Annotated in this window: 14 protein-coding genes; 1 reads left to right on the forward strand and 13 read right to left on the reverse strand. The window is 61.1% G+C overall.

Features of this window, described 5'->3' with window-relative positions:
- Nucleotide 1: 1 nt before the first annotated feature.
- The 8 genes from WBP07_RS11560 to WBP07_RS11595 form a co-directional block, all read right to left on the reverse strand.
- Entirely contained in the window at nt 2–145 is a 144-nt protein-coding gene (locus WBP07_RS11560; RefSeq protein WP_395391197.1) for a hypothetical protein, read from the reverse strand.
- A gap of 357 nt (nt 146–502) precedes the next feature.
- Nucleotides 503–3586, reverse strand: coding sequence for a sacsin N-terminal ATP-binding-like domain-containing protein (locus tag WBP07_RS11565; RefSeq protein WP_395391198.1), 3084 nt, complete (start codon nt 3584–3586; stop codon nt 503–505).
- Between the two features lie 2 nt (nt 3587–3588).
- A complete protein-coding gene (locus WBP07_RS11570) occupies nt 3589–6801 on the reverse strand; it encodes a DEAD/DEAH box helicase (protein WP_395391199.1) in 3213 nt (1070 codons plus the stop codon).
- Nucleotides 6798–7325: a hypothetical protein gene (locus WBP07_RS11575; protein ID WP_395391200.1), complete on the reverse strand. Its 528-nt coding sequence runs from the start codon at nt 7323–7325 to the stop codon at nt 6798–6800. Before WBP07_RS11575 ends, WBP07_RS11570 begins: the two co-directional genes overlap by 4 nt.
- Before the next feature lie 143 nt (nt 7326–7468).
- The gene (locus WBP07_RS11580) at nt 7469–7783 is read right to left on the reverse strand and encodes a hypothetical protein (protein WP_395391201.1); all 315 of its coding nucleotides are present in this window, start codon (nt 7781–7783) and stop codon (nt 7469–7471) included.
- Between the two features lie 12 nt (nt 7784–7795).
- A complete protein-coding gene (locus WBP07_RS11585; protein ID WP_395391202.1) occupies nt 7796–10303 on the reverse strand; it encodes a S8 family peptidase in 2508 nt (835 codons plus the stop codon).
- Nucleotides 10296–11501, reverse strand: a complete 1206-nt coding sequence (locus WBP07_RS11590) for an AAA family ATPase (RefSeq protein ID WP_395391203.1) — start codon at nt 11499–11501, stop codon at nt 10296–10298. Before WBP07_RS11590 ends, WBP07_RS11585 begins: the two co-directional genes overlap by 8 nt.
- Before the next feature lie 163 nt (nt 11502–11664).
- Nucleotides 11665–11895: a hypothetical protein gene (locus WBP07_RS11595; RefSeq protein ID WP_395391204.1), complete on the reverse strand. Its 231-nt coding sequence runs from the start codon at nt 11893–11895 to the stop codon at nt 11665–11667.
- Between WBP07_RS11595 and WBP07_RS11600 the strand changes: the two genes are divergently transcribed.
- Nucleotides 11890–12534, forward strand: a complete 645-nt coding sequence (locus WBP07_RS11600) for a hypothetical protein (protein ID WP_395391205.1) — start codon at nt 11890–11892, stop codon at nt 12532–12534. The two genes, WBP07_RS11595 and WBP07_RS11600, sit on opposite strands and share 6 nt — an antisense overlap.
- Nucleotides 12535–12864: 330 nt before the next feature.
- Here the strand turns inward: WBP07_RS11600 and WBP07_RS11605 are convergent, their stop codons facing one another.
- The 5 genes from WBP07_RS11605 to WBP07_RS11625 all read right to left on the reverse strand — a co-directional run bounded on the left by WBP07_RS11605 (nt 12865) and on the right by WBP07_RS11625 (nt 20471).
- Nucleotides 12865–13701 carry an HNH endonuclease gene (locus WBP07_RS11605; RefSeq protein ID WP_395391206.1) on the reverse strand — a complete coding sequence of 279 codons (837 nt, stop codon included), beginning with the start codon at nt 13699–13701 and terminating at the stop codon, nt 12865–12867.
- Entirely contained in the window at nt 13698–16073 is a 2376-nt protein-coding gene (locus tag WBP07_RS11610) for an AAA family ATPase (protein ID WP_395391207.1), read from the reverse strand. Before WBP07_RS11610 ends, WBP07_RS11605 begins: the two co-directional genes overlap by 4 nt.
- Before the next feature lie 346 nt (nt 16074–16419).
- Nucleotides 16420–17532, reverse strand: a complete 1113-nt coding sequence (locus tag WBP07_RS11615; RefSeq protein ID WP_395391208.1) for a DUF2235 domain-containing protein — start codon at nt 17530–17532, stop codon at nt 16420–16422.
- Nucleotides 17533–17541: 9 nt separating this feature from the next.
- Nucleotides 17542–18831 (reverse strand): MBL fold metallo-hydrolase, encoded by a 1290-nt coding sequence (locus WBP07_RS11620; RefSeq protein ID WP_395391209.1) that lies wholly within the window; start codon nt 18829–18831, stop codon nt 17542–17544.
- Entirely contained in the window at nt 18831–20471 is a 1641-nt protein-coding gene (locus WBP07_RS11625; RefSeq protein WP_395391210.1) for a hypothetical protein, read from the reverse strand. The genes WBP07_RS11620 and WBP07_RS11625 overlap by 1 nt, the downstream gene beginning before the upstream one ends.
- Nucleotides 20472–20542: the final 71 nt, after the last annotated feature.

Here is a 20542-nt window from a genome sequence, read left to right on the forward strand (position 1 = left end):
GTTAGCGCGCATCAATGCCCTCCCCTGCAAAGGAGAGCGCCTTGCGGCTCAAGTTCCGATCGTCGGTATTAAGAAAATTGCCAGCGGCAAAAACGCCGCGCGCAGAGATCAGGCGCGATAATGCGCCCGACAGGAAATTGCCCATGCAATCTGTTCCTGAGTATCTTGGATAAGGAGACGTATTTCGAGACGATCGAAGACTGCTCGCATGACTTTCTCCTTTCCTATTTCAGGAACATGCCGGGATTGGCTGTTCGCGCATCTACGCGAAAGACCTATTCAGATCAATAAGCTGGTTGCCGTTGGTTTTTCCAGCCAACGGCTGGAGCGGGACACACGGCGTCGCAGCACGGCTTTCGTAGGCCAGCCCCGTCAAGCTCGCTAATCCGCCATGATCGACGAACAACACCCCTCACTGAGCAACCGGAATTGGGACATTCGCGACTGTCAGCTATGAATCTTGAGCTCTGCTAAGGCCGCCGTTCCAGCATAGGATTGGTGATCAGCTTGGACGCCCTGTTCCGCTGACAGTGCGAATGTCGTCGAGATGGACCTGCGTGAAGCGAAGCCTGACCGGTTCACCGGCCAGGGTGATATCGATTTCGGGAGTCGTCGCCCCGGCGATCAGCGCCCTCAGCTCCGGGTCGGACATCGGGTTGGCATGGCGCCATTTCGCGGCGCAGACCGGACACATGGCAAGATGGATCTCGGCGTGTTCGGTCGTCGTACCGTCGAGCAGTTCCGAGGCTTCGAAATACGGCGAACCGTCCGGCAGCGCGAAGGGCATCTTCTTCTGGCATGCCTGGCAGATCATGTCACCAAGCCGAGTTGTGTAATGGTCTTCGAGATAGCTGCGCGCGGTCGCTCGGCTCTCATTACTGCTCGTGCGGACGCTGCGCTCCCGGACCTCATAGGTCTTCGCCGGCGCGGTCTGCGCGCGCGCGGCGACGCGCGCCGCACGCCGATCAGGGTCGCGCGTCTCGCGCTCGGGGAACTCGATCTGTTCATAGGCGCGCGCGTCGAGCTTGCGCGCGATGTCCTCATTCAGCGCCGCGAGTACGTCGGCGGGCAGGCCCTCAAGTTTTTCTACCAGCTCGGCATTGAGGCCGATTAGTTCACCCGCCTTGAGGCGCGCCTTATGCTGATCGCTGCGTTTGCGCTGCTCCTCGCCGAACCCGATCGCCTGAAGCCAAGGCTCATTGCCGCCGATACTATAGCCATGGGCGAGTTCGGCGGGCGTGATGTCGCGCGGGCGTCGCAGTGTGCCGTCCTTTGCCGGAATCCAGGCCGCATCGCGCAAAGCGATCGCAAGGGTCGAGGGCTTCTGGACCGCGCTACGCGATTGATTGGGCGAATAGCTTGCGATCATGATCGAGGGCGCGTGGGCTTTTACGGCCTCCCATATCAGGCGTGAAATTGCAGGATCGCCGCGCGCGAGAAGAGCGTCGATTCCACTGATCTTGTAATCGACGTCGGTGCCGGTCCCCATGTGGCGCGTCGATCCGAAACCATGCTTCAAATCACTATAATGCGGATGGGTGTGGGGAATCTTCGTGTAGACGACGGACAGCCTGTCTTCGACGCCGCATTCGGTCAGAAACTCGACCAGATCCTTACGCTTGAGCTTGTCATAGCCATCCCAGAGCGCGACCCGATTTCGCCCTTCGATGCTGCCGTCATAGACTTTGACCAGGGCCGACTGAAGATATGGCTCGCCAAAGTAGGCCGTCTCGGCATCGTGATAATCGGCGTCAGCCCCGGCGCGAACGATTGCCTTGTCGGTGAATAGGCTTACGTCGTTATGCTCCTTCCACCAGCGGAGGAAGCGGCGCATGTGCTGAAGATGCCGCTCCCGGTTCGGCCGTGGTCCATCGCCCTGATATTGGGTGCGGATAATCGCCTGCAGATAGGCCTTTTCGTCTACGTCCTTGACGCCGAGGCGCCGCAGGAGCGCCTCGACATCCTTGCCGCGGCCGCGGCCACCGCGAATGAGGCTGTTTTTGACCAGATACAGATCGCACTGGCCCGCCTCGGGATCGAGCGCGGTGTCGGCGGGCGGAAATACCGCCACTCCCGGCGCGCAACGACGAGCGCCCTCGATGCGCACGAAGCGAAGGTTGGTCAGCGAGACCGTCCTTTTCTGCGCTTTCATCGCCGGGTCGAGCGCAAGATAGAAACGCTGAGCATTGTCATCGCTCAGGCCGTCGAACCAGGCGAGCCCGCGCTTGCGAGCTTCGATCTCCGTCGGGTTCCAGAGCTGGTTCTGGCCGAAGGCGCGCTGAAAGGCGGTGAAGAAATCGGTATGCCCCCATTCCTCGATCTTGAGCATCGTGAGGAAGGATTCGGTGCGGCTGTTCCGCAGGCCGGTGATGATCCAGCTCTTACCAGCCAGGTCACCAAATTGCGTGAGGCCCTCGTCGCCGAGCAGTTCGCGCAGTTCGGCAGGCCCGCGAACGGCTTCGCCGGCGATCACGAACTTGCCGGCATGGGATGGGATCAGCGGTTCGAATGCGAACCGCTTCGCGATGATCGACCGGATCGGCACGAACATGGCCGGGAGTTCGTCGCCGGCGTGTGGCAGCAGCTCTAGAACGCCGCGCTTCAGCAGACCGCGCTCGCGCAGGTCGGGCAAGGTATCAGCGACGAGCATGCCGAGCGTCTCGATCAGTTCGGCGTTCCAGGCGTCGTCGAGCTTGATGTTGGCGCGGTTGTCGGTGAGCTGGAAAGGCCCGTGAATCAGGAAATGCAGGCCGGTGATCTCCTGCGTTTCGAAGAAGACCATCAGCCGCGTCGGAGCATCTTCGGCGACCAGCTCGCCGCCGTCGTTCATGCGCAGCGCGGCCTTGACTTCATATTGTTTGCGCTGTTCGCGCTGCTCGACCGAGCGGGCGAGGATCAAGAACCGTTCCCGCCGGCCAGAGCCGTCGGGAAGAACGGATCGGATCGAGCGCACGCCATCGGCGTTGTCGGTGACCTCGGCGTGGCCTTGGCGATCGCCCTCGACCCATTCGAGGCGTTTGATGTTGCGCAGGAATAGCAAGGCGCGCGGGCCCGCCGCGGCGAGACCCTCGCGAGCGCGGCCAAGGATCGTGTCGGCCGTGTCGGGGCGAAGCGGCAGCACGATGCGCGTGGTCGTATCCCGGTGCTCGGTTGCGATGATACGCGGAACGACCAGCTTCTCGATCGCGAACGCGAAAGGCTGGCCCTCGATGCGCGAATGCACCTCAGGCCGGTCGGTGACGACGTAAACCGCTTTGAAGCCAATCCCGAAGCAGCCGATCTTGTGGCCGTCATCGATCTTGGTCGTATTGCCGATGCCGGTGATGCCCTCGATATCCGCGCGATCGAACGACCGTCCGTCATGTTCGAACTGGATACGATCGGCATCAAGGCGGAAGCGGACAAGCGATGCGCCGGCATCCTCGGCGTTCTGTAGCAGCTCGAAAATGAAGTGGCTGGGGTCGGGGTATTTCTCGACCGTCGCATTCCAAATGCCGCGCTCAAAATCGTTTTCGAGATTGGCCAAAACCCAGCGTTCGCGTCGGGCCTGCAAGGCTTCAAGCCAAATGTCGAAAGCCTCGCCCATGATCAATGCTCCACGCGAAGAATGCCCGCGGCGACGCGGCGGGGGAGGATGTCGGCGCGGCGTTCAGCCGCTGCGAGATTGTCGAGCGCTTCGCGGTGATCGGCACTGGCGCGCGCAAGCTGGCCGAGGCGCATGCGGCGGATGCGATCCTCCGAGACCAGCCGCAATTGCTCTTCTAGAATGGCGATGCGGGCATTGTGGCTGGCTTCGAGACTGTCGCGGCGGAAGCGTGCGAGCTCGCCGGCCTCGGCGATATGGGCGGCGCGACGGCTGGTCCAAAGTTCATGGTGCCAGCCTTCAAGCCCTTCGATCACAGCAGCACCCGGCAAGCCGACATCGCTGGCGTCCTTGGCCGTGGCGAAGATGTCTGTGAACGCCGCGCTGACGATCGGGTCTTCAACGACCGAGACCAGCATGGCATCCTCGCGCAGGCCCCGCATTTGCCACTGGTAGATGGCAAACGGGTGATCACCGGGCGGAAGCGCCGGGTCGGTGACCTTCAAGGTAACCTGGATCTCTTCGTCGCGGGCAAAGGACCGGGCGGCGGCTTGCGTAAGCGGATGAACCGGCGTGATGAAGGCTAGGCCCCGATCGGCGTTGGCGGTGTCCCGATCAAACGTCAGCGCCAGGGTCTGCTGGTCTCCGCGCAGCCAGCTTTCCCATTCCCGCTCGGCGAGATTGAGGCGCGTGCCGCGTCCACGGGCCGGAACCAGCCGTCGCCGTGCGTCGGCGGAGAGCCGCAGGCTCTTAACCGGCCCCTGGCCGCTGATAGGGTTGCGGCCCACTTCGAGTTCGCGCTCGAGATGCAGTCCGACCAGCCGCTCGAGCGCACTCGGCTCCAGCCATTGGCTCGACGCCTGCGCGATCTCGTCGTTAATCCGATTGCGCTCGATGCGCACGCCGAACAGTTCAGCCTCGCGCTCCTCGAGCGCATCAGCTTCGATGACCTGGCGGATTTCGTTATCGGCCAACTGCTGGAGCCGGGCGCCGCGTTCCTCGTCGGTCAGCGTGAAATCATCTGCTACCGCCTGGAGCGCGCCGGCGATCTCGCCCAGGATCGCCTCACCGCCACCGATCGCGCGTTCGAACACACCGATCCGCAGAAGGCAGCGGTTGAAGATGTCGAAGTCGACGGTGCCCGGCGTCACAAAATTGTAGATCGCGACTGTCTGGCTAGCCTGCCCATAACGGTCGATACGACCGATCCGCTGCTCGATGCGCATCGGGTTCCAGGGGATGTCATAGTTGACCAGCGCATCGCAGAACTGGAAATCAAGACCTTCCGAACCGACTTCCGAGGACAGCAGCACGTCGATCGCGTGAGGATGCTCGGGCGGCAGCGCGAACGCCTTGCGTAGGGAGCGACGATCCTCATCTGGGACGCCGCCATGGATGAGCCCAACGCGAACGCCATTCGCGCGCAGCGCCGCTTCGACATAGGCCAGCGTGTGCCGGAACGAACTGAACAGCAGGAGCCTGCGATTGGGCATCTCGGCCTTCTGGGTGATGATCTCGATGAGGCGGGTGAGCTTGGGATCGTCCGCGGGCAGCGTCCGCGCGCGTTCGACGATCGCGGCGATTTCATCCCGGATCGCGTCGACCGCTGTCTCGGTCTCAAGCGAATCGCCGCCGATCTCGACCATGTCGAGGTCGGTCAGCCGCCGCGACAGGATCGATTCCAAAAATGGTAGGAGACCATGGAGCGAACTCGCGGCCTGGCGACGGATCGTGGTCATCAGGAAGCCCAGTGGCCCGGCACCATGGGTCCGCAGGTAGATCGCGCGCTGGAGGGACAAGAGGTCATCGTGTATGGCGCGTTGCTCAGGCGTGAAGGGCACCTCGATCGTTCGCGCCTTGCGGCTGGTGAAGTTGCCGATGTCGCGGCGCCGCGTGCGGCTGATCATTGACGCAAAGCTGTGCAGACCTTCTGCCGGGCGTATAAGCCGGACGCGATCATCGTCGGTCTCCGCCGCTGCGGTCGCGGCCAGCAGATTGCGAAACTCCGGCGAAGGCGCGAGCATGGCGCGCCCCCAGTCGGTGGCGGCGGCTTCCTGGAAGTGGCCGCGTGCAGCGGCCTGCCAGCCATCTGAGGCACCGCGGATGGCCGCGATCGCTGCGTTGATCGCTTCGTTCGGTTCGGCCATGCGCTCGAATGTCGGCCGGTCGATGACGAGATCGGGGCGGAGAAGATTGAGCAGGGAGAAGAGATCCCCCGTGCCCAGTTGCACTGGCGTGGCGGTGATCAGCACCACCGCCTCGGCATTGTCGGCTAGCAGCCGCAACCCTTGATGCAGGCTGGTGTCGCTGTTGCGAGCATTATGGGCTTCGTCGACGATCAGCAGATCGAAACGTGGGGGCATATCGAGCGTGCTGAGACCCGGACCGCGCCCGCCGCCACGCTGGCCGAAGCCCTGCAGCAGATTATCGTTGATCAGCGAGAAAGGAAGGATGGCGCGCGAGAAGCGGTCGGGCCATTCGCCTTCGATATCGGTCTGGTCGAGACAGTAGCGCAAGTCGTCGCTAGCCAGGGTCACAAACTCCTCGTCGAAGCGGCGCATTTCGCGGTGCCACTTCTCTTCCACGACGAGCGCCTTCGAGCAGACGATGAGGACCGAGCGCAGCGGGCGGCGCGCCTGCAATTCGCGTAGCAGCAGGCCGGCTTCGATCGTCTTGCCGACACCTACCTCATCGGCGACCAGCATGCGCGGGCGATCGGCGCGCACGAATTTGAGCACCGGCCGAAACTGGTAGGGGATGAAGTCGATACGCCCGGCCTGTAGCGAATAAAGGTTTGCGATGCTGGGCTCGGAGAGCTGCAGGGCGGTGAGCCGCGCGCTGAACTCGTCGAGCGTCGCATGCACCGCCCCAGGCGCGAGATCCGCTGCGACGACTTGACTGAGATACCAGGTCTCCAAACGCCCATCGATGAATACGCTGAGCCGGGTTTCGCGATTGCTGGGCGTGATGCCGGTGATCACACCGATCCGGGCGGGATCGGAGCGGAGCGCGACGGTGGCGCCGATCGCGAAATTCAGTTGCGGGGCAGCCTGAACAGCGGCGACGCGGGTCGAGATGATCTCGCGGACCTTGCGCTCAAGAGCCGTCACATCGACGCCATGTGCCTGGGCGGCGGCGACGATCTCGTCATCGCTCGCCTCAAGGATGCCTTCGGCGATTAGGACGAGAAGCTGGTCGGAGTCGCGGGGCGTCGTCATAGGGTCCATCCAGGGTTGAATTGGTCATGCAGGGTACGGATCATCCGGCGTCTGGCCGTATCATATTGGGTTTCGTCGATGCCGAGTTCGGCGCGCACATCCTTGCGACTGGTCTGCGCGAGGATGTGCTCGAAGATGCCGAGGCCATCCGGATCGCCGGCAAGCGCCTTGCGCATGCGTTCGCGCACGTCGGTAAAATCGTGGAAGATAATTACGCTCTCGTCGCGAACGACATCGGCATCCTCGAGAAGCGGCTCTCGTTGGTCTTCATGCCGCCACTGACTGGCAATGCTGCGCATCACCTGTGACAGGAACGCGGGCAGCGCGACGTCGGCGGGCCATGGGCGGGCGCCTGACAGGACGCGCGTAAGCGCTTCGTTGAGGAGCTCGGTCGCCTCGCGTCGCGGACAACCGCTGATCCAGGCTTGCGCAAGCGCGGCGAGACGGAGATGATCGGCTTGGCGCAACCGGCTTAATAGCCGGGTCACCTCCTCGATCGATAGCGTTTCAACCCCGTCAGACATGTCGCAGATCGTCCCCTCTTCTCCCATTGCTGAGATGGAGAGAAAAACGGGAAGCGGGGAAGAAAAAATTTGGTCAGCCTCCGGTTGGAGGCTGTCGTTCGGGCACCGATCGAGTTTCACGTCTTGGGTGACCCTCTGTCGTCTCAGACGGCAACTGCCCTGAGCGCCATGTTCAGCGAGAACCTGCCTGCCGAGCCATCTGTAAAGTCTACACCGAAACAGCGTGTGGTATACCCCTGATCACGCTCGTAAAACGGGAAGAAAGACGCTGGTGCGGCGGGAAGCGGCCAATTCGTCCTCGCGCAATAATCGCAATAGAGGGCGGCTATGTCCGCCAGATCGTCGCCGGAAAAGGGCTGTTTGAGGTCGTTGCGTTCGGGCATCGGCGCAAAATGCTGTTTTGCTGCGGTGATCGTTGCAAAACGGCGACCGGTTCCAAGAGACACTGATTTCGCCATACACGCCTCCTATCAAACCCTCGGTGTAATGCGGGCTGCCGTTCGGATATCCGCGATCTGCGTGCCAAGGGCCTGCAAGCTCTGGCGCATATCGTTGAATACCGGCTGCTCAGCATCCGGATCGCTGATCGTGACGATTGCTGTGAACGGCACGCCTTCCTCCGGCATGACCTCCCCGGCGCGAGTCAAATAGTCCACGAACAGCCGCCAGTTGGAGGATGCCCCAACGCCGCGCGGGAAGGTCTTGGCCAGGACTTTGACCGGGCTCCACTTCAGATCATATTCGATGCGCTCCGCCTCGATAGCAGGGGCCTCGCGTTTTGACGGAAGATACAGAGGTTCCAGTTGGCCTTTCCAGCCACCTTTTGCCGTTTCCTGCTGCAACGTGGCATTGATGTTTACACGGACAAATTCTGATCCGAACCGTGCATCGAGAGGCGGCGTGGAAACCAAGGTGATCTTCGCCCGCCCCCGGCATTTCCCGCCCGGCCCGACCAGTGAAGCCGGCCAGGGGAAACGGAAGTTGATCTGCTGATCGCGTTGAATCCGGGATGCGAAGACAAGCGTGATGCTGTGGTCCCCGGTCTCGAGAATCCGGTCTGCCGAGGGCGGCAGACCAAAGCCCACCAGATGGCGTGCGATCGGTGCGAGTTCCTTGGATTGCAAGGGCACCGGCATTTCAGCGTGGTGGACCATCAGGCCGATCAGGGTCTCGCGTGAGACCTCGCCTTCGATGGCATGGTCAAGAACCGCAGCGGTCTTGGCGGCGAGCGGCGCAGCATAGCTGGTGCCGCAGCCATCCACTATTGTTCCATCTGGCAGAATGGAAAACAATCCGTGCCCGAGTTCGGGATGCAGGGAACCCGCGCCACCGATATGCGCGAGATCGGGTTTCACGCCGGCGCGCAGACCCGGGCCGCGCCTACTGTAACGAGTCGGGGCAAAGGGCAAGCACCCGCCATGTCCCGGCGGGTTGAGCGCCGCGACAGCGACGTTGCGGGCGCTTTCTGCGGGGGTCAACAGGCTATCGTTACGGGCGGTCGCAAGATTGGCCAGGGCCGCAGTGGCATCCACGGGCCATTCAGCCCGGAGGTCCTGGGGTTGAATGTTCCCTGCCGAAATGAACATGATCGCATTGTTGCTCTCAGCGATATGATCGAGACGCGCAGCGTGAGGGCTGTAGCGATCAGGAGCCGCAGGCTGCAAAATGTTGAGGCTCATGTTGAATACCCGCACCCCATGCCGTGCGCGGGCATCGGACACGGCCGTCTCCATTTCATCAAAGAACTGCGGGAGGCCTTCGGGGTAGTAGGACGCGAAGGCCCCTGCCTTTCGCTCATTCGGAAACACCGCAACATCGACCAGTTCCGCGCCGTCGGGCTCCGGGCAAATTTCCACGCCATTCAGGGCGCCGCCCACGGCTGCCAGGCCGCCGATAAAGGTACCATGCGCGAAATCGGCGTCCTCGTCGGCGAGAATGTCCCAGCGATCGATAACCCAATCGGACAATGCATCGCTGATGCCACCGTCAATGATCCCGATGCGAGGGTGCGTTCGGCGGCTATCGCGAACCGGCATCGCAATATCGGTCGGCCGGGCACGGGCGACAGCGTTGGCCGGCTGGCTAGCGCGGACAACGATGCCTGGCAATTCGATGCGCCGGACCAGTGGATGGTTGTCGAGAAAAGCCAGCAGGCGGGCGTGGCGCGCCGTGTCCGGGCTGAACGGTGCCAACTCGCGGCGTCGCTCACTGACCGTCGATCCGGTCAGTTGCAGGACCGGTTGATCGCCCGACTGGTCGAGGCGAACGGATAGCAGCGGATGCTTGTTGCGGTGATTGGACAAGCGTTCGACGGTCAGGCCGCGTTCGAGCTGGCTGAAACCCGCAAGGAAGCTTTCAACAAGGCGGCGCTGACCTGCATCGAGGCGATCCCATTCTGAGCGGGGCGGTAGAGCCTCGAACAATTCGACCTGGTAGCTACCGCCGGTCGCCGGGCTGGAAAGCCACGCGACAGCTTCTTCCACGGAGAAACTGCGGCGGTCTGACGCTCCATAGAGTTCGATACGATCGATCGCGCCCGTCTCGCTTTTCCGAGCGGTGGGATGGGGCTCGTCCTTCTGCTTGGTCTCGTTGAAGCGCATCTCCGTATGCGTTTCGGCTTTTTCAATCTGCGCCGAGACCTGCCTCAGGGCGCCGGGTCGAGCCGCCACGATCATGACACCCAGATCACCTCCGCCCACGACCGGCGTGCGATCGCTGCGGAACAGGCTCGCGACCGGCCGGTGACTCTTGGCCCAGGCCTCCCGGCGCAGGATAACTTTCACAAAGCCGACATCGCCCTGAGCCTGGGCGCTTAGAACCCCCGAGATCGTATCGATCTGGCTGATGAGCGCCGCCTTATGTTTGGCGAATTCGGCATTGCGGTGCGCAAAGAAGTCCTTGTGTCCGCCACCCCCGCCAGCGTCGCGTGCTTCCTCATAATTCTCGGGGTTGAGGACGATCTGGATCGGGCTAGCCATTGGGAACCTCCCCTTCACCCGCCTTGGCTACACGGCCAAGGTGGCGGCTGACTGTTGATTTGTCCTTACCGGCGATCTCGCCGATATCGGCCATAGAGAAGTCGAGGATCGGATCATCGCGCATCGCCCGGAACAGAGTGCCGGGGTCGTCGAATAGCAATGCCCGCCGTTCGCTTTGCACCCGCGCCGCGTTCAGGGTCGCGAACTGGCGCAATGTGTCCAAAAGTCCGCGCTTGTCCTCATCCCGCAGTGTGGTCGCCTTTTTGTATGTGCGGACGAGCGACTCGATCTCGGCCCCAGTCGAGCCCTCCGTGAACCAGGAAATCAGCCGCAAATGGCTGTCTGGCGCCTTTACAGGCGGCATGAAATGCGCGGCAATCGCCTTGCGGATCTCGAAGTCGGGCTTGGGGATTTCGAGCTGGACCTCGAAGCGCCTCCAGACGGCTGTGTCCAACAGCTTGGGGTGGTTGGTGATGCCGATCGTAAAGCCCACGTCGCGGCGCATATCGAGGTTTTGCAGGAGCGCGTTCACCACCCGCTTGATCTCACCGACTTCCTGCGGGTCATCCCGAACCTTCGCGATGGCGTCGAACTCGTCCAGCAGCAAAACGCAGCGATGGCGGTTCGCGAAGGTGAACAGGTTGCCAATATTGCGCGCCGTCGTGCCCAGAAACGATGACACGAGGCCATCTAGCTTTACCAGCACCACGGGCAAGTCAAGCTGCTGGGCGATCCAGAGTGCCAAGCGGGTCTTGCCCGTCCCAGGGACGCCGTAGATGAGGCACGTCTTCGATGGCCGGATATCGATCTCGGCGAGGGCGTCGAAATTTACCCATTCGTCGATGATCGTATCGATGGCCTGACTAACGGTCGCGTTGAACAAGGGGGGCGTTGACTGGATGTCGGCTGGAAAGATGACGTCAGCCAACGGGGCCGACGTTTCGCGATCAACAGGCAACGGCGTGTTTCGGGTCAGAGGCTCGCCCAAAATCTGAGCCCTGGAGCGTTCGATGCGGCTCGGGGCCAACTCCTTGGTGCGCTCTGCCGTTGTCAGGATGCCGGCCAAGGTGGCCGCCTGCTTCTGTTCGCCATCCTTGGCCAGGGCATCGCGCAGACGTTCGACCTGCTTGCGCAGGGCTGGCGACGCATCGGCCATGGCGGCGCGGCAGAGTGCTTGAATGATAGTGAAATGGTCCATGATTTATCCTGGGCGCGTTGCACAATTGCGCCATCTCGGTGCATATATGCTGATCGCGAGTGCATTTCAATCCACTTTTGTTGCACCCGCCAACGGAATTGGTGCAAAACTTCGACCACGTGTTGCATGATCGAAGGACTTAGATGCAAGGTGGACTCCGTCGCTATGTGACAGTGGTGTCCTGACCGGCGGTCGCCATGATGATGCCGAAATGCATCGCGAAAGATCCGCCGATCAGATAGGCTCGTCTTTCGGCCAGTGCGGTTGGTGTGGGACGATGAAGCTTTATCGGCAGCGAGAATGGAAGGCCTACTGCGCCGAGCAAATCAAACTGCATGGCGGTCAGTGCGCCCATTGCCTTCGCACCGCTCCGGACGTCGTTCTTCAGGTGCATCACCGCCACTACGTCAAAGGCCGCTTGCCGTGGGATTACCCTTATGACGAATGTGACGTGCTGTGCCGGGGGTGCCACGCCAAGGAACATGGCATCATCATGCCGTCGAAAGACTGGGAGTTCATCGGCGAAGACGACCTTGGCGGCTTGAACGGCGAATGCGAATATTGTGGGAAGGAATTGCGCTACACCCACATGGTCACGCATCCAAAATGGGGGACGATGATCGTCGGCGAAAAATGCTGCGACAATCTCACCGAAAGCACGGTGGGCACGGAGCAACACGCTGAATTTCTAAATTACCTCAACCGTCGCAAGACGTTCATCCATTCGCCAAAATGGTCCATCTTTCCAGGCGGCGAAAGGTCCATTGAGCGGGCCGGAATAGCGATCGAGATTGTACCAGCCCCTGAAGGCTCGTTCCGGTTCAATCTGGATAACGTGAAAGGCAAGGGCATACATGCGACTCTGCTGGATGCCCAGATCAGCGCTTTTGACTATGTCGAAAGCGGAAAAGCGTCCGAATTTCTGGCCGAACGCCGACGCCGACTGACTAAACGCAACCCGGCTAACGGCGCTATTTTCTCCGGTCAGATAGATATCAGCCGTGACTCCGGGAATTGTCGCTCCCAGAGATGAACGGCCGACGCGTGCTGTTTCGTAACCTGATCACAGACCAACTCGCCCACCCACCATGATAGCAGAACGTCCGCACCTTAGTGCTGCAAATCGGCGGTTGAACGGCTGCAAAGGGTCGTTTTTCGACAAACGCGCAACGCCTTGGGTTGGGACTTTACTGCCGTTCAAAGGTCACCTCTAGAATGGCAGGGTTGGCCAAAAGCGGATTTCGGTTCGTGAGTCTATGATTGGCAGCGACGTCGGACGTAGCACTTTCCCATAGGCTAACGCGAGCCGGCGTCGATCACCGGCACGCACCGCTAGCCCAAATATGCCAACGCTGAGCACCATTTAGGGACTGCTCTGCGTTGCCTGTGCGGCGGTCAGGGCACGCTCCGACACGAGCCGTACGCGCTCCGTGAACCAGTCATAGACCGCGCGCGAGAACGGCGCTTTCCGTCCCATATAAGTGTCTGCACGTTCGGCAAGGGCGTCTTCGCTGGACATTAATTGGCCGACGCGCCCCTCCAACCCATCGAGTGCCTGAGATTGCGCACGCCACCTCGCATCCATCAATTCGCGCCTATTCAGACCCAGGATACGAATTGTCGCCTTACCGCGCTCATTGCCATCGATTGCAGCCACCACACCGTTTTTACCGAACCGGAGGTGAACGGCCGGGTCGTCCGTATACGGATAGAGCAAGCGCGGAGCCTCGCGATCGTTGAGCGTGAGCGTGTCAAGCGTTGGGTCCGGTTCCGCCATCAGTTCAACCTCGAACTGATCTGACTTCGCATTGTTGCAGCGTGTGCAAGCCGGCAACAGGTTCCGCCAGTCGTAAGCCAGCCAATAATAGCCGGCGTGTGGCTCGCCATTTGGAAGCACGGCCGCACGCTTTGCCGCCCCATCAGATATGGTGACGTTGCCCTTTGGCCGATAATGTTCCGCATCTCCGAAAGCCACTGCGGTGACATGGCCTTCGCAATAGGCGCACTTGTTGTGAAAGACGTGCTCAAGCAACCACGCTTTCAGATCCGACCAAATCGAACTGTCAAACTCGCAGGTCTCGCCGGCCGCACGCTTCGCAAGATACGCCTGCCTTTTGGCCGCGGCGCGTCCGCTCCAGGCATCCCACCAGACGCGCTCGTCCCCGGTAAGCTGATCAGGGTCGAATGGGACGTTAATCACGTGGCTTGCCCGGTTGCACTGGCCGTGGCTGTACGCTCAATCTCGGCGTCGATGAGACTGAGCTGTGCCTCGAAATGGTCGCGGGCACCTCGCGTCTCAAGCGGGGGCGGCACCTGGTCCATCATCACATCCAGTTCGCGATAGCGTGCCTCCTGCTCAGGCGTCCGTTTCGAAATTCCAAGTAGGTCGGCATATTCGTCGCGCAAGGCCTCCCAGTCGAGATCGCGGGTCGACACAAGGTCGAACGGCGGGTCGGTAAGGATCTGATCGACGCGATATCCCTTGTATGAACGCTCAAGATGCTCGATTTCGAGTTTGCCCTTGTGCCGGGTGACCTTAACGATCTCGCGCTCCTCCAAGCTTCCCACCATCAGCGCTGAATGTGTCGTCGCGATTACCTGTAAGTTCGGAAACGTTCGGCGCAGGGTCGGCACAAGTCGCTGCTGCCATTCCGGATGAAGATGGCTGTCGACTTCATCAATCAGGATTACAGCGCTGCTCTGCCGTGGATCTGTATCGCCATCGGCAAGCTCGAAGAGGCGCTGGATCAATGTGCCGAGCCAGCCGATCATCGACGTCATGCCCTGGCTTACGTATGAGAGCGGAATCTCCCCGTCCGACGTCATGAGCAGGATCTCGCCTGCCTCGTCGCATCGTGAAAAACGTAGGTCGAAACCCGGCGCCATCTCGTCGACGACTTGGAAGAAGCTACTGAGCTTGTCTGTGGCGCGCTTGCGCTCGCGAACATCGGCCGAAGCATTTTGTTGCGTCGCATAAGCCTGGCGGATCCAAGCTTTTAGATCGAGTACGCGTTCGTCCCACCCACCGCGCAATAGCGGCAGAACATCGCTCACACGCGGCATCGGGTCACCGGCGGGGGCGAGCGGCTCCATGACGTCTGGCATTGTGACGCCGCGAATCGCGGCAAACCCAAAGGCGCAGAGCGCTCCAGCTTGGAGCGGTGACACGCTCGAACTTAGGCTAACCCTGTCCCCCTCAAGCGTGATTTGCGCACGGTAGATTACTGGTTGCGGTACAGCGTCCACTTCCAGTTCGACGCTCCCGGTTTTCTGTCCACGCTTGAGCAGGGTACGCGCCCAAGTTTGAGCTTGGCGATCGGTGCCGGCTAGTACAAGCGCGATCGCGCGAAGGATGGTCGATTTGCCAGCGCCATTGTTACCCAGGATCAGCGTCCACGAAGGCGACAGTTCAACCGTTGCGCTCGAGAACGGACCGATATTCTGCACTGTTACCCGGCGCAGCAAACTGCCGCGAGCGGACGCATTGGGCGATTCCTGAGCGATCTCCCGCTTGCGGGCTGCCACCTTGCGAACAAGCAAATCTACAAAGGAATCCAGTTCGGTGGGATCGACGATCTCAATCAACTGGATATTGTATTTGCTCTCAAACCGCGAAGCTATGATGTCGAAATCAGGGTCGCCTTGGATGATGGCGAAATGGCGCTGTGCGGGAACCCCGTAGAGACCCACCGCGTCAAGCAGGGCCTCGATGTCGTGCGTCGATGCGCCGACGAATATTACCGTTCGCGCTGCAAACATGGAAAGCAGGACCGATCGAAGGTCCGGAGCCTCAACGAGGCTGGCCTTAACCTGGTCGAAGGTCAGGCACACCGTCCCTGGCTGATTGAGATCACCGCCAAGTTGTAGCAAGAAACGGCCCGGCGTCGTCATCAGTTGCTCAAAATTGCCGCTCGAGCGGTTGGTTAAAACGCGTGTTGGCTCGTTGATGGCGGCGGATGACACAGCGGCGTCGAAGCCAAGCGATACGAACTCCTCGACCCCGACATCGCGGACGAGCTTTGTCAACGCACTCGTCGGAAGCGCGTTGGAATACGCCGCCCGGGTCGCCCCAATCAGCGCATCGCTTCCGATATGTTGCTCGAGTAGTTCGACAGCAGCATCTACGCTCGCACGCTCAAGAAGCCGGGCCAGGCTCGCCCGTGTTGATCGACGCCTGGAATTCTCTTGCTCAATCGCGGCGGGAAGCTGGCGCCCGAGGTCGAGCAGAAAATCCTTACGGTCGGGTGCATTGACACGAAGATAGGCGGCGTCTCCGACGAACAGAGTGGCGACACCGCGCGCGCATGCCTCCACTAGGTCCAGCGGCAACGGAGCTGGAACCGTTGGTCGAGGAGCAGCGTCCTCGACGAGTTCAGCGGACGACACCTGTCCCGTCTCTTGTATGGCAACGTAGTCCGAAAGTGGCTTGTCCGCTTCCCTTGCAAGCCCTTCGGCACTTCCTTTAAGCTCGTCGATCGTCTCGCGCAGCCGGCGCTGCTCGCGAAGCATTTTCGAAAAATACAACACCAGGGTGCCAGCAACGGTCACCGACCCGGCGGTCGTGAGGATCAACCACCAATTCATGAGCAGGTCTGCCTCGCACGCACGTATCGTCCACCATTATGTCGCGGTGCGGCGGCAGCATCGTGAACCTGTCCTGATATATCCCGCATCCGCGCTTCATATAGCTTCGCCTCGAGCGGATCGAGGGCTAATGGGACCCGGTTGCTAGCCATTACCGGGTCGGGCGCTCTACCGTGCTGGTCATTGAACCTTCGATTGAACGCTTGATCGGACCTCATCGAACAGGGCTTAGCTGGGCAACCGCCAGTTCGCACGGCATTGTCGTTCTGACCAACTGACCGCGCTGGGTCTAACAATCTGCTCAACTTGCCCGCTTCTGCACTTGGAAAGATCGTCACACCATTGTTCCGATCAATGACTGGTGAATTTGGGTGCGTTGGGCATCACCTGGGAGCGCTGCCACATAGCTTGCGTCTCGCGCCCAAGCCGTTGCCGCAATTCTTGGAACCGGGCCGAGCCAGCGCCTGCGGAAACGATTGAGGCGCCATTCCTCTTGGCCGGTTTGCCGATTCCAATGCCGCTTGGGAGCAAATTCGGCGAGCTTCCAGGCACCGGTCAGCGACTCATGATACGGCGCTGCAGGGTCGCGTGACTTGCCCTGGCCAGAAGCAAAGTAGGCGTCGATCCGGTCTTTGTCGAACAACAGCCCGGCAGCCTCGGCTTCCGCGATCATCCACCCAAGCGTTATGTTGGACAGATCACATTCGGCCTCGGGATAACCACCGCCGACATCGCAGTGGCTGCCCGGGAACCAGACCTGTGCGACATCCTGTCCCGGTGCCGGGTCGAGTAAATTGGTCCGGAAGAAAGCGCGGCGCTCGTCGATTGCGACGGCGTGGCGGGCAATGGCCACGCTCGGGTTTCGGCGGGTATACGGCAGCGAAACCGGACTGCCGACCCACCCGACCGATGATACCGTGTCCCAGACGCCGAGAAAGTGAATTCCTGCTGGCTGGATACTCAAGGCTTCGCGGAACTGCGTCGCCAGGGCAAAGCGTGCAGCGGTTTCCGTTTCATCTTCATCGGCCTGTCCCCGCATCGACCAGAACAGCCGCACGGCGTACGGAATGAGTTCCTGGTTGCCGGGCATGGCCAGACCGTAAAGGTGGATCATCGCGGCCAAAGCGCGAACGGTATAAGCGCCGCGGCTGAACCCGAAGAGGTAGAGCCGATCGCCCGGCCTCCACTGGTTCATGACGAACTGGTAGAGCTCAGCAACATCCTGCTTGATGCCGAAGCCGAACGCGAGCCCCGCAACACGCGCAACAAGCCGGCGCCATGCGGGTTTGAAACCGAGGGGCTCACGCGTCCCCAGGCCTGGATGGTAATAGATCGCCTGCCTGGCAAGATCCTTGATCAGGAGCTGGCAAAGCTTGACCACATTGGTGTTGCACGGCGCGAACTGGTTCGAGGTGCCGTCACAACAGATGACGATGTTTCTGGACATGGGCACCTCTCAAAGCTCGATCTCGAGATCACGGTAGAGCGTGGTGTCCTCGATTTCGTCGGTCGTGAGCAGATTGGATTCGCGCTTGAGTTCCGTCTTCAAAGTTGTGCGCGGAACTTCGGTCTTGCTCGCGATTGATCCGTGTTTTCCTGGCATGGTCGACATGATCGAGGTCAGCCGATCATGTTTGTGGGGGTCAGGAGAGCGGTTGGCAAACAACTCCCACAGGGACTTGGGAGTGGCGTTCAAGCTGCCATGATGCCCGACCTTATACACATCGACGTCCTTGAGGAGTTCCTGGATCTGCGGGTCACTGAGCGCATAGGCCCAGTTCTCCCATTGGGCGTCGCCCGGGAAGAGGAAACTCTTGTCGCCGATGCGGAAGAGCAGGATCAAGCTGGTATTGTTCATCGCTTTGTCGAGCATCCGGACAATGCCGAGCATTTGCTGGCCGCGCACTTGGCGCAGATGATACATCAACCAGCGGGCCTCTTCCGGAAACGGGTTTCGCGATGCGCGGACGTGCCCAGGAAACAGCGGAGCCACCTTGCCCCGACCAACTGATGGTACTGTGTCGGCCGCCGCCGCCTGAAGATGCCAGTATTCGTCCGCGTTTCGGCTGGCTTGCTTCCGGACGGACGCCGATTGGTCGACGGTGGGTGGGCCGAGGACAAGCACCTCGACCCCGGGCAGCAGGCTGCCGAAGATGTTGTTCATCCCGGCATGGGCATAGAGGCTCTTCTTGCCCATGGTCATGAGATTGCGGACCGCTTCGAGATTGCCGATGTTGTCGTCACCCAGGAAAGCGATTTCGTCGCGGGCTTCTGGCGCAAGGTAGCGAATGCGCTTGATCTCACCGAGCACGTTGCCAGCGGTCGCTTGCATGGCCGCCAAGGTTGCAGCCCGCGCCGACGCCGCGCGCAGGCCCTTCGCGCGAGGTGCCGGCCCGGTCGCGTTGGGATCAATCTTGGGATCTTCGGTCCAGGGCTGGACCACGAGCTCCGGCTGGAGCGCAGCGATAATATCGCCGGTACCCTTACCGCGCGCGGCGGTTGCAAACCCCGAGACGTGGTCCTTGTGGCGGTGGGTTGCCACCACCCCGGTCAGCTTGCCGCCGCTGGTGGCCGCAATGTCCTTGGCGATATCCATCATCCGCGATTTCGGTGCCTCCGGCGGGAGACCGGTTGAGCCGAAGTCGATCAGCAGGTGCCGCTCGCCGTCCTCGTAGCGGAAGGTGACCAGAAAGCAGTCACCGAACCCGACCTGATAGGTGCGTATCCTCACGCTTTGCGGAGTCATCACAGCGCCTCGCTGGCTTGAGAACGAGCAAGGTGCAGCGCTGCAATTCGCGACCGCGAGGGATCAGTCGGGGTCAGATTGCCGTTTGCGGCAAGATAGGCAATCCGCGCCGACTGCCGGGCGACGTCACCGGGGCTATCGGCGAGATGGTTGGCAATCTGATACTTCAATTGACCATATTCATCGAAGATCAGTGCGCCGCCCCCAAGTATCTTGATCCGCCGCCACTGCTCGACTGAGGCAGGGCTGTCAATGCCCAGCAGCTCCTTGAGCTCCTGGGCTTCCAGGGTCAGGACCTGCACGTATTCGGCCACGGTTTCGCGCAGAACAAACCCGTCCGGGGCAATGCGCATGCTCGGGCGTACGGAAAGCACCTCGATGTAGCCGAGCGTACCCAGTTTGAGCGCATCCCGGTTTTCCCAGACGAACCGGAACACCTCCTCCTTGTCGCGGAGCATCGAGTCAAAGTGGGTTCGGCTGTAGACAAGCTCACTGTCGCAGCGCAGCCAGGTCCCGTCCCCGTCGGCATTCGGCGAGGGAGTAATCCCGAACGCGGCAAAGCAGCCGAGTAATCGCTCACGGTAACCGAACTGGTCGTCCGGGACGACTTCGCGATCGACGGTGAGCAACGCCGACAAATAATCGGCGAAACTCAGATCGACAGTCGGACAATAGTCGATCGCGCGAATGGCCATGGTAAGGAGGTGGCTCGCCGCACGCGCGCCTTCCTCCACGACCAGGGCGCGATGCTTCTTCCCACGCTCGATCGTGCCGACGCGCTCAAGCCGAGCCAGCCAGACATCGACAAAGCTGTGAAGCATGGCCGCAACGAGGACCTCGCCGCGCATGTGCTCCTCGGCGTACTCAGGGTCGTTGAGGTAATCCTTGCCAGGCACCATTTTAACCGATCGCCGCAGTGCTTGCCCGCGCACTCCAGAGAGCTCTTGCCCCATCTCCACGGCCAAGCCGAACAGCCCGGTTTCGATAAGCCTTTTCTTTTCAAGCAGTTTAGCAGCAATCAGCGGGTCGCCGGGACTGCCTCCGAGAATTCTCTCTACGACGCCCGGCAAGGAAAAGACCGAGAGCAGTGCGACAACATCCGAAAAGCCTTCGTGAAACCCGGCTTGGTCGGGTGAGGACGGCTCCAGGAAGCGGGAGCGCAAGCCGTCGAGGATCGCATGGGTCGTCTCGTGGGCGATGACGTCGTGCGAAAGGCAACTGAACACGGTGGCATCATCCGGCCGGCGACTCTTGAAGTAGCCGAAGAAGATCGCCCGATCTTCGCGCGAGTAGAAAGCGTTGGCTTCGGCAAAAGCATGCGGGGCGATATGCAACTGGTGCCCTTCGCAGCCCCAGGCAACGCGCCGGCCGAGAGCGAATTCGAACCTGGCGAGCGTCCGCATCACGATTGCGTATACGTTCTGTGCATGAAATCGCGGATCAGCGAGGAGGACGCTGTCGTCGGCGTCGGCGTAGGGATCGGCGACGGGAACATCGAGTGAACAGGGAATGTCCGCCTGGTCGTAGAGAACGTTAGCGGTGGCGTCGAAATCAATGACGTTGACGCGGTACCCGCGCGGCCCCGGCAACAGCTGTTCGGCCGGGACATCCACCGTCGCCCGAACAATCTTGCCGTTCACCAGAACCGAGGGATCTTGCGCAATGATCGTTAGCGACCGATTGCTGCGGAGACTATGTCGCGTTCCGGCAA

Origin of the sequence: Novosphingobium oxfordense (assembly GCF_044029435.1) — a bacterium.
Classification (GTDB): Bacteria; Pseudomonadota; Alphaproteobacteria; order Sphingomonadales; family Sphingomonadaceae; genus Novosphingobium.

Coding starts and splice junctions, on each gene's coding strand:
- WBP07_RS11560 (WP_395391197.1), bottom strand. CDS start 145: ATGGGCAATTTCCTGTCGGGCGCATTATCGCGCCTGATCTCTGCGCGC.
- WBP07_RS11565 (WP_395391198.1), bottom strand. CDS start 3,586: ATGGGCGAGGCTTTCGACATTTGGCTTGAAGCCTTGCAGGCCCGACGC.
- WBP07_RS11570 (WP_395391199.1), bottom strand. CDS start 6,801: ATGACGACGCCCCGCGACTCCGACCAGCTTCTCGTCCTAATCGCCGAA.
- WBP07_RS11575 (WP_395391200.1), bottom strand. CDS start 7,325: ATGTCTGACGGGGTTGAAACGCTATCGATCGAGGAGGTGACCCGGCTA.
- WBP07_RS11580 (WP_395391201.1), bottom strand. CDS start 7,783: ATGGCGAAATCAGTGTCTCTTGGAACCGGTCGCCGTTTTGCAACGATC.
- WBP07_RS11585 (WP_395391202.1), bottom strand. CDS start 10,303: ATGGCTAGCCCGATCCAGATCGTCCTCAACCCCGAGAATTATGAGGAA.
- WBP07_RS11590 (WP_395391203.1), bottom strand. CDS start 11,501: ATGGACCATTTCACTATCATTCAAGCACTCTGCCGCGCCGCCATGGCC.
- WBP07_RS11595 (WP_395391204.1), bottom strand. CDS start 11,895: ATGCACCTGAAGAACGACGTCCGGAGCGGTGCGAAGGCAATGGGCGCA.
- WBP07_RS11615 (WP_395391208.1), bottom strand. CDS start 17,532: ATGTCCAGAAACATCGTCATCTGTTGTGACGGCACCTCGAACCAGTTC.
- WBP07_RS11620 (WP_395391209.1), bottom strand. CDS start 18,831: ATGACTCCGCAAAGCGTGAGGATACGCACCTATCAGGTCGGGTTCGGT.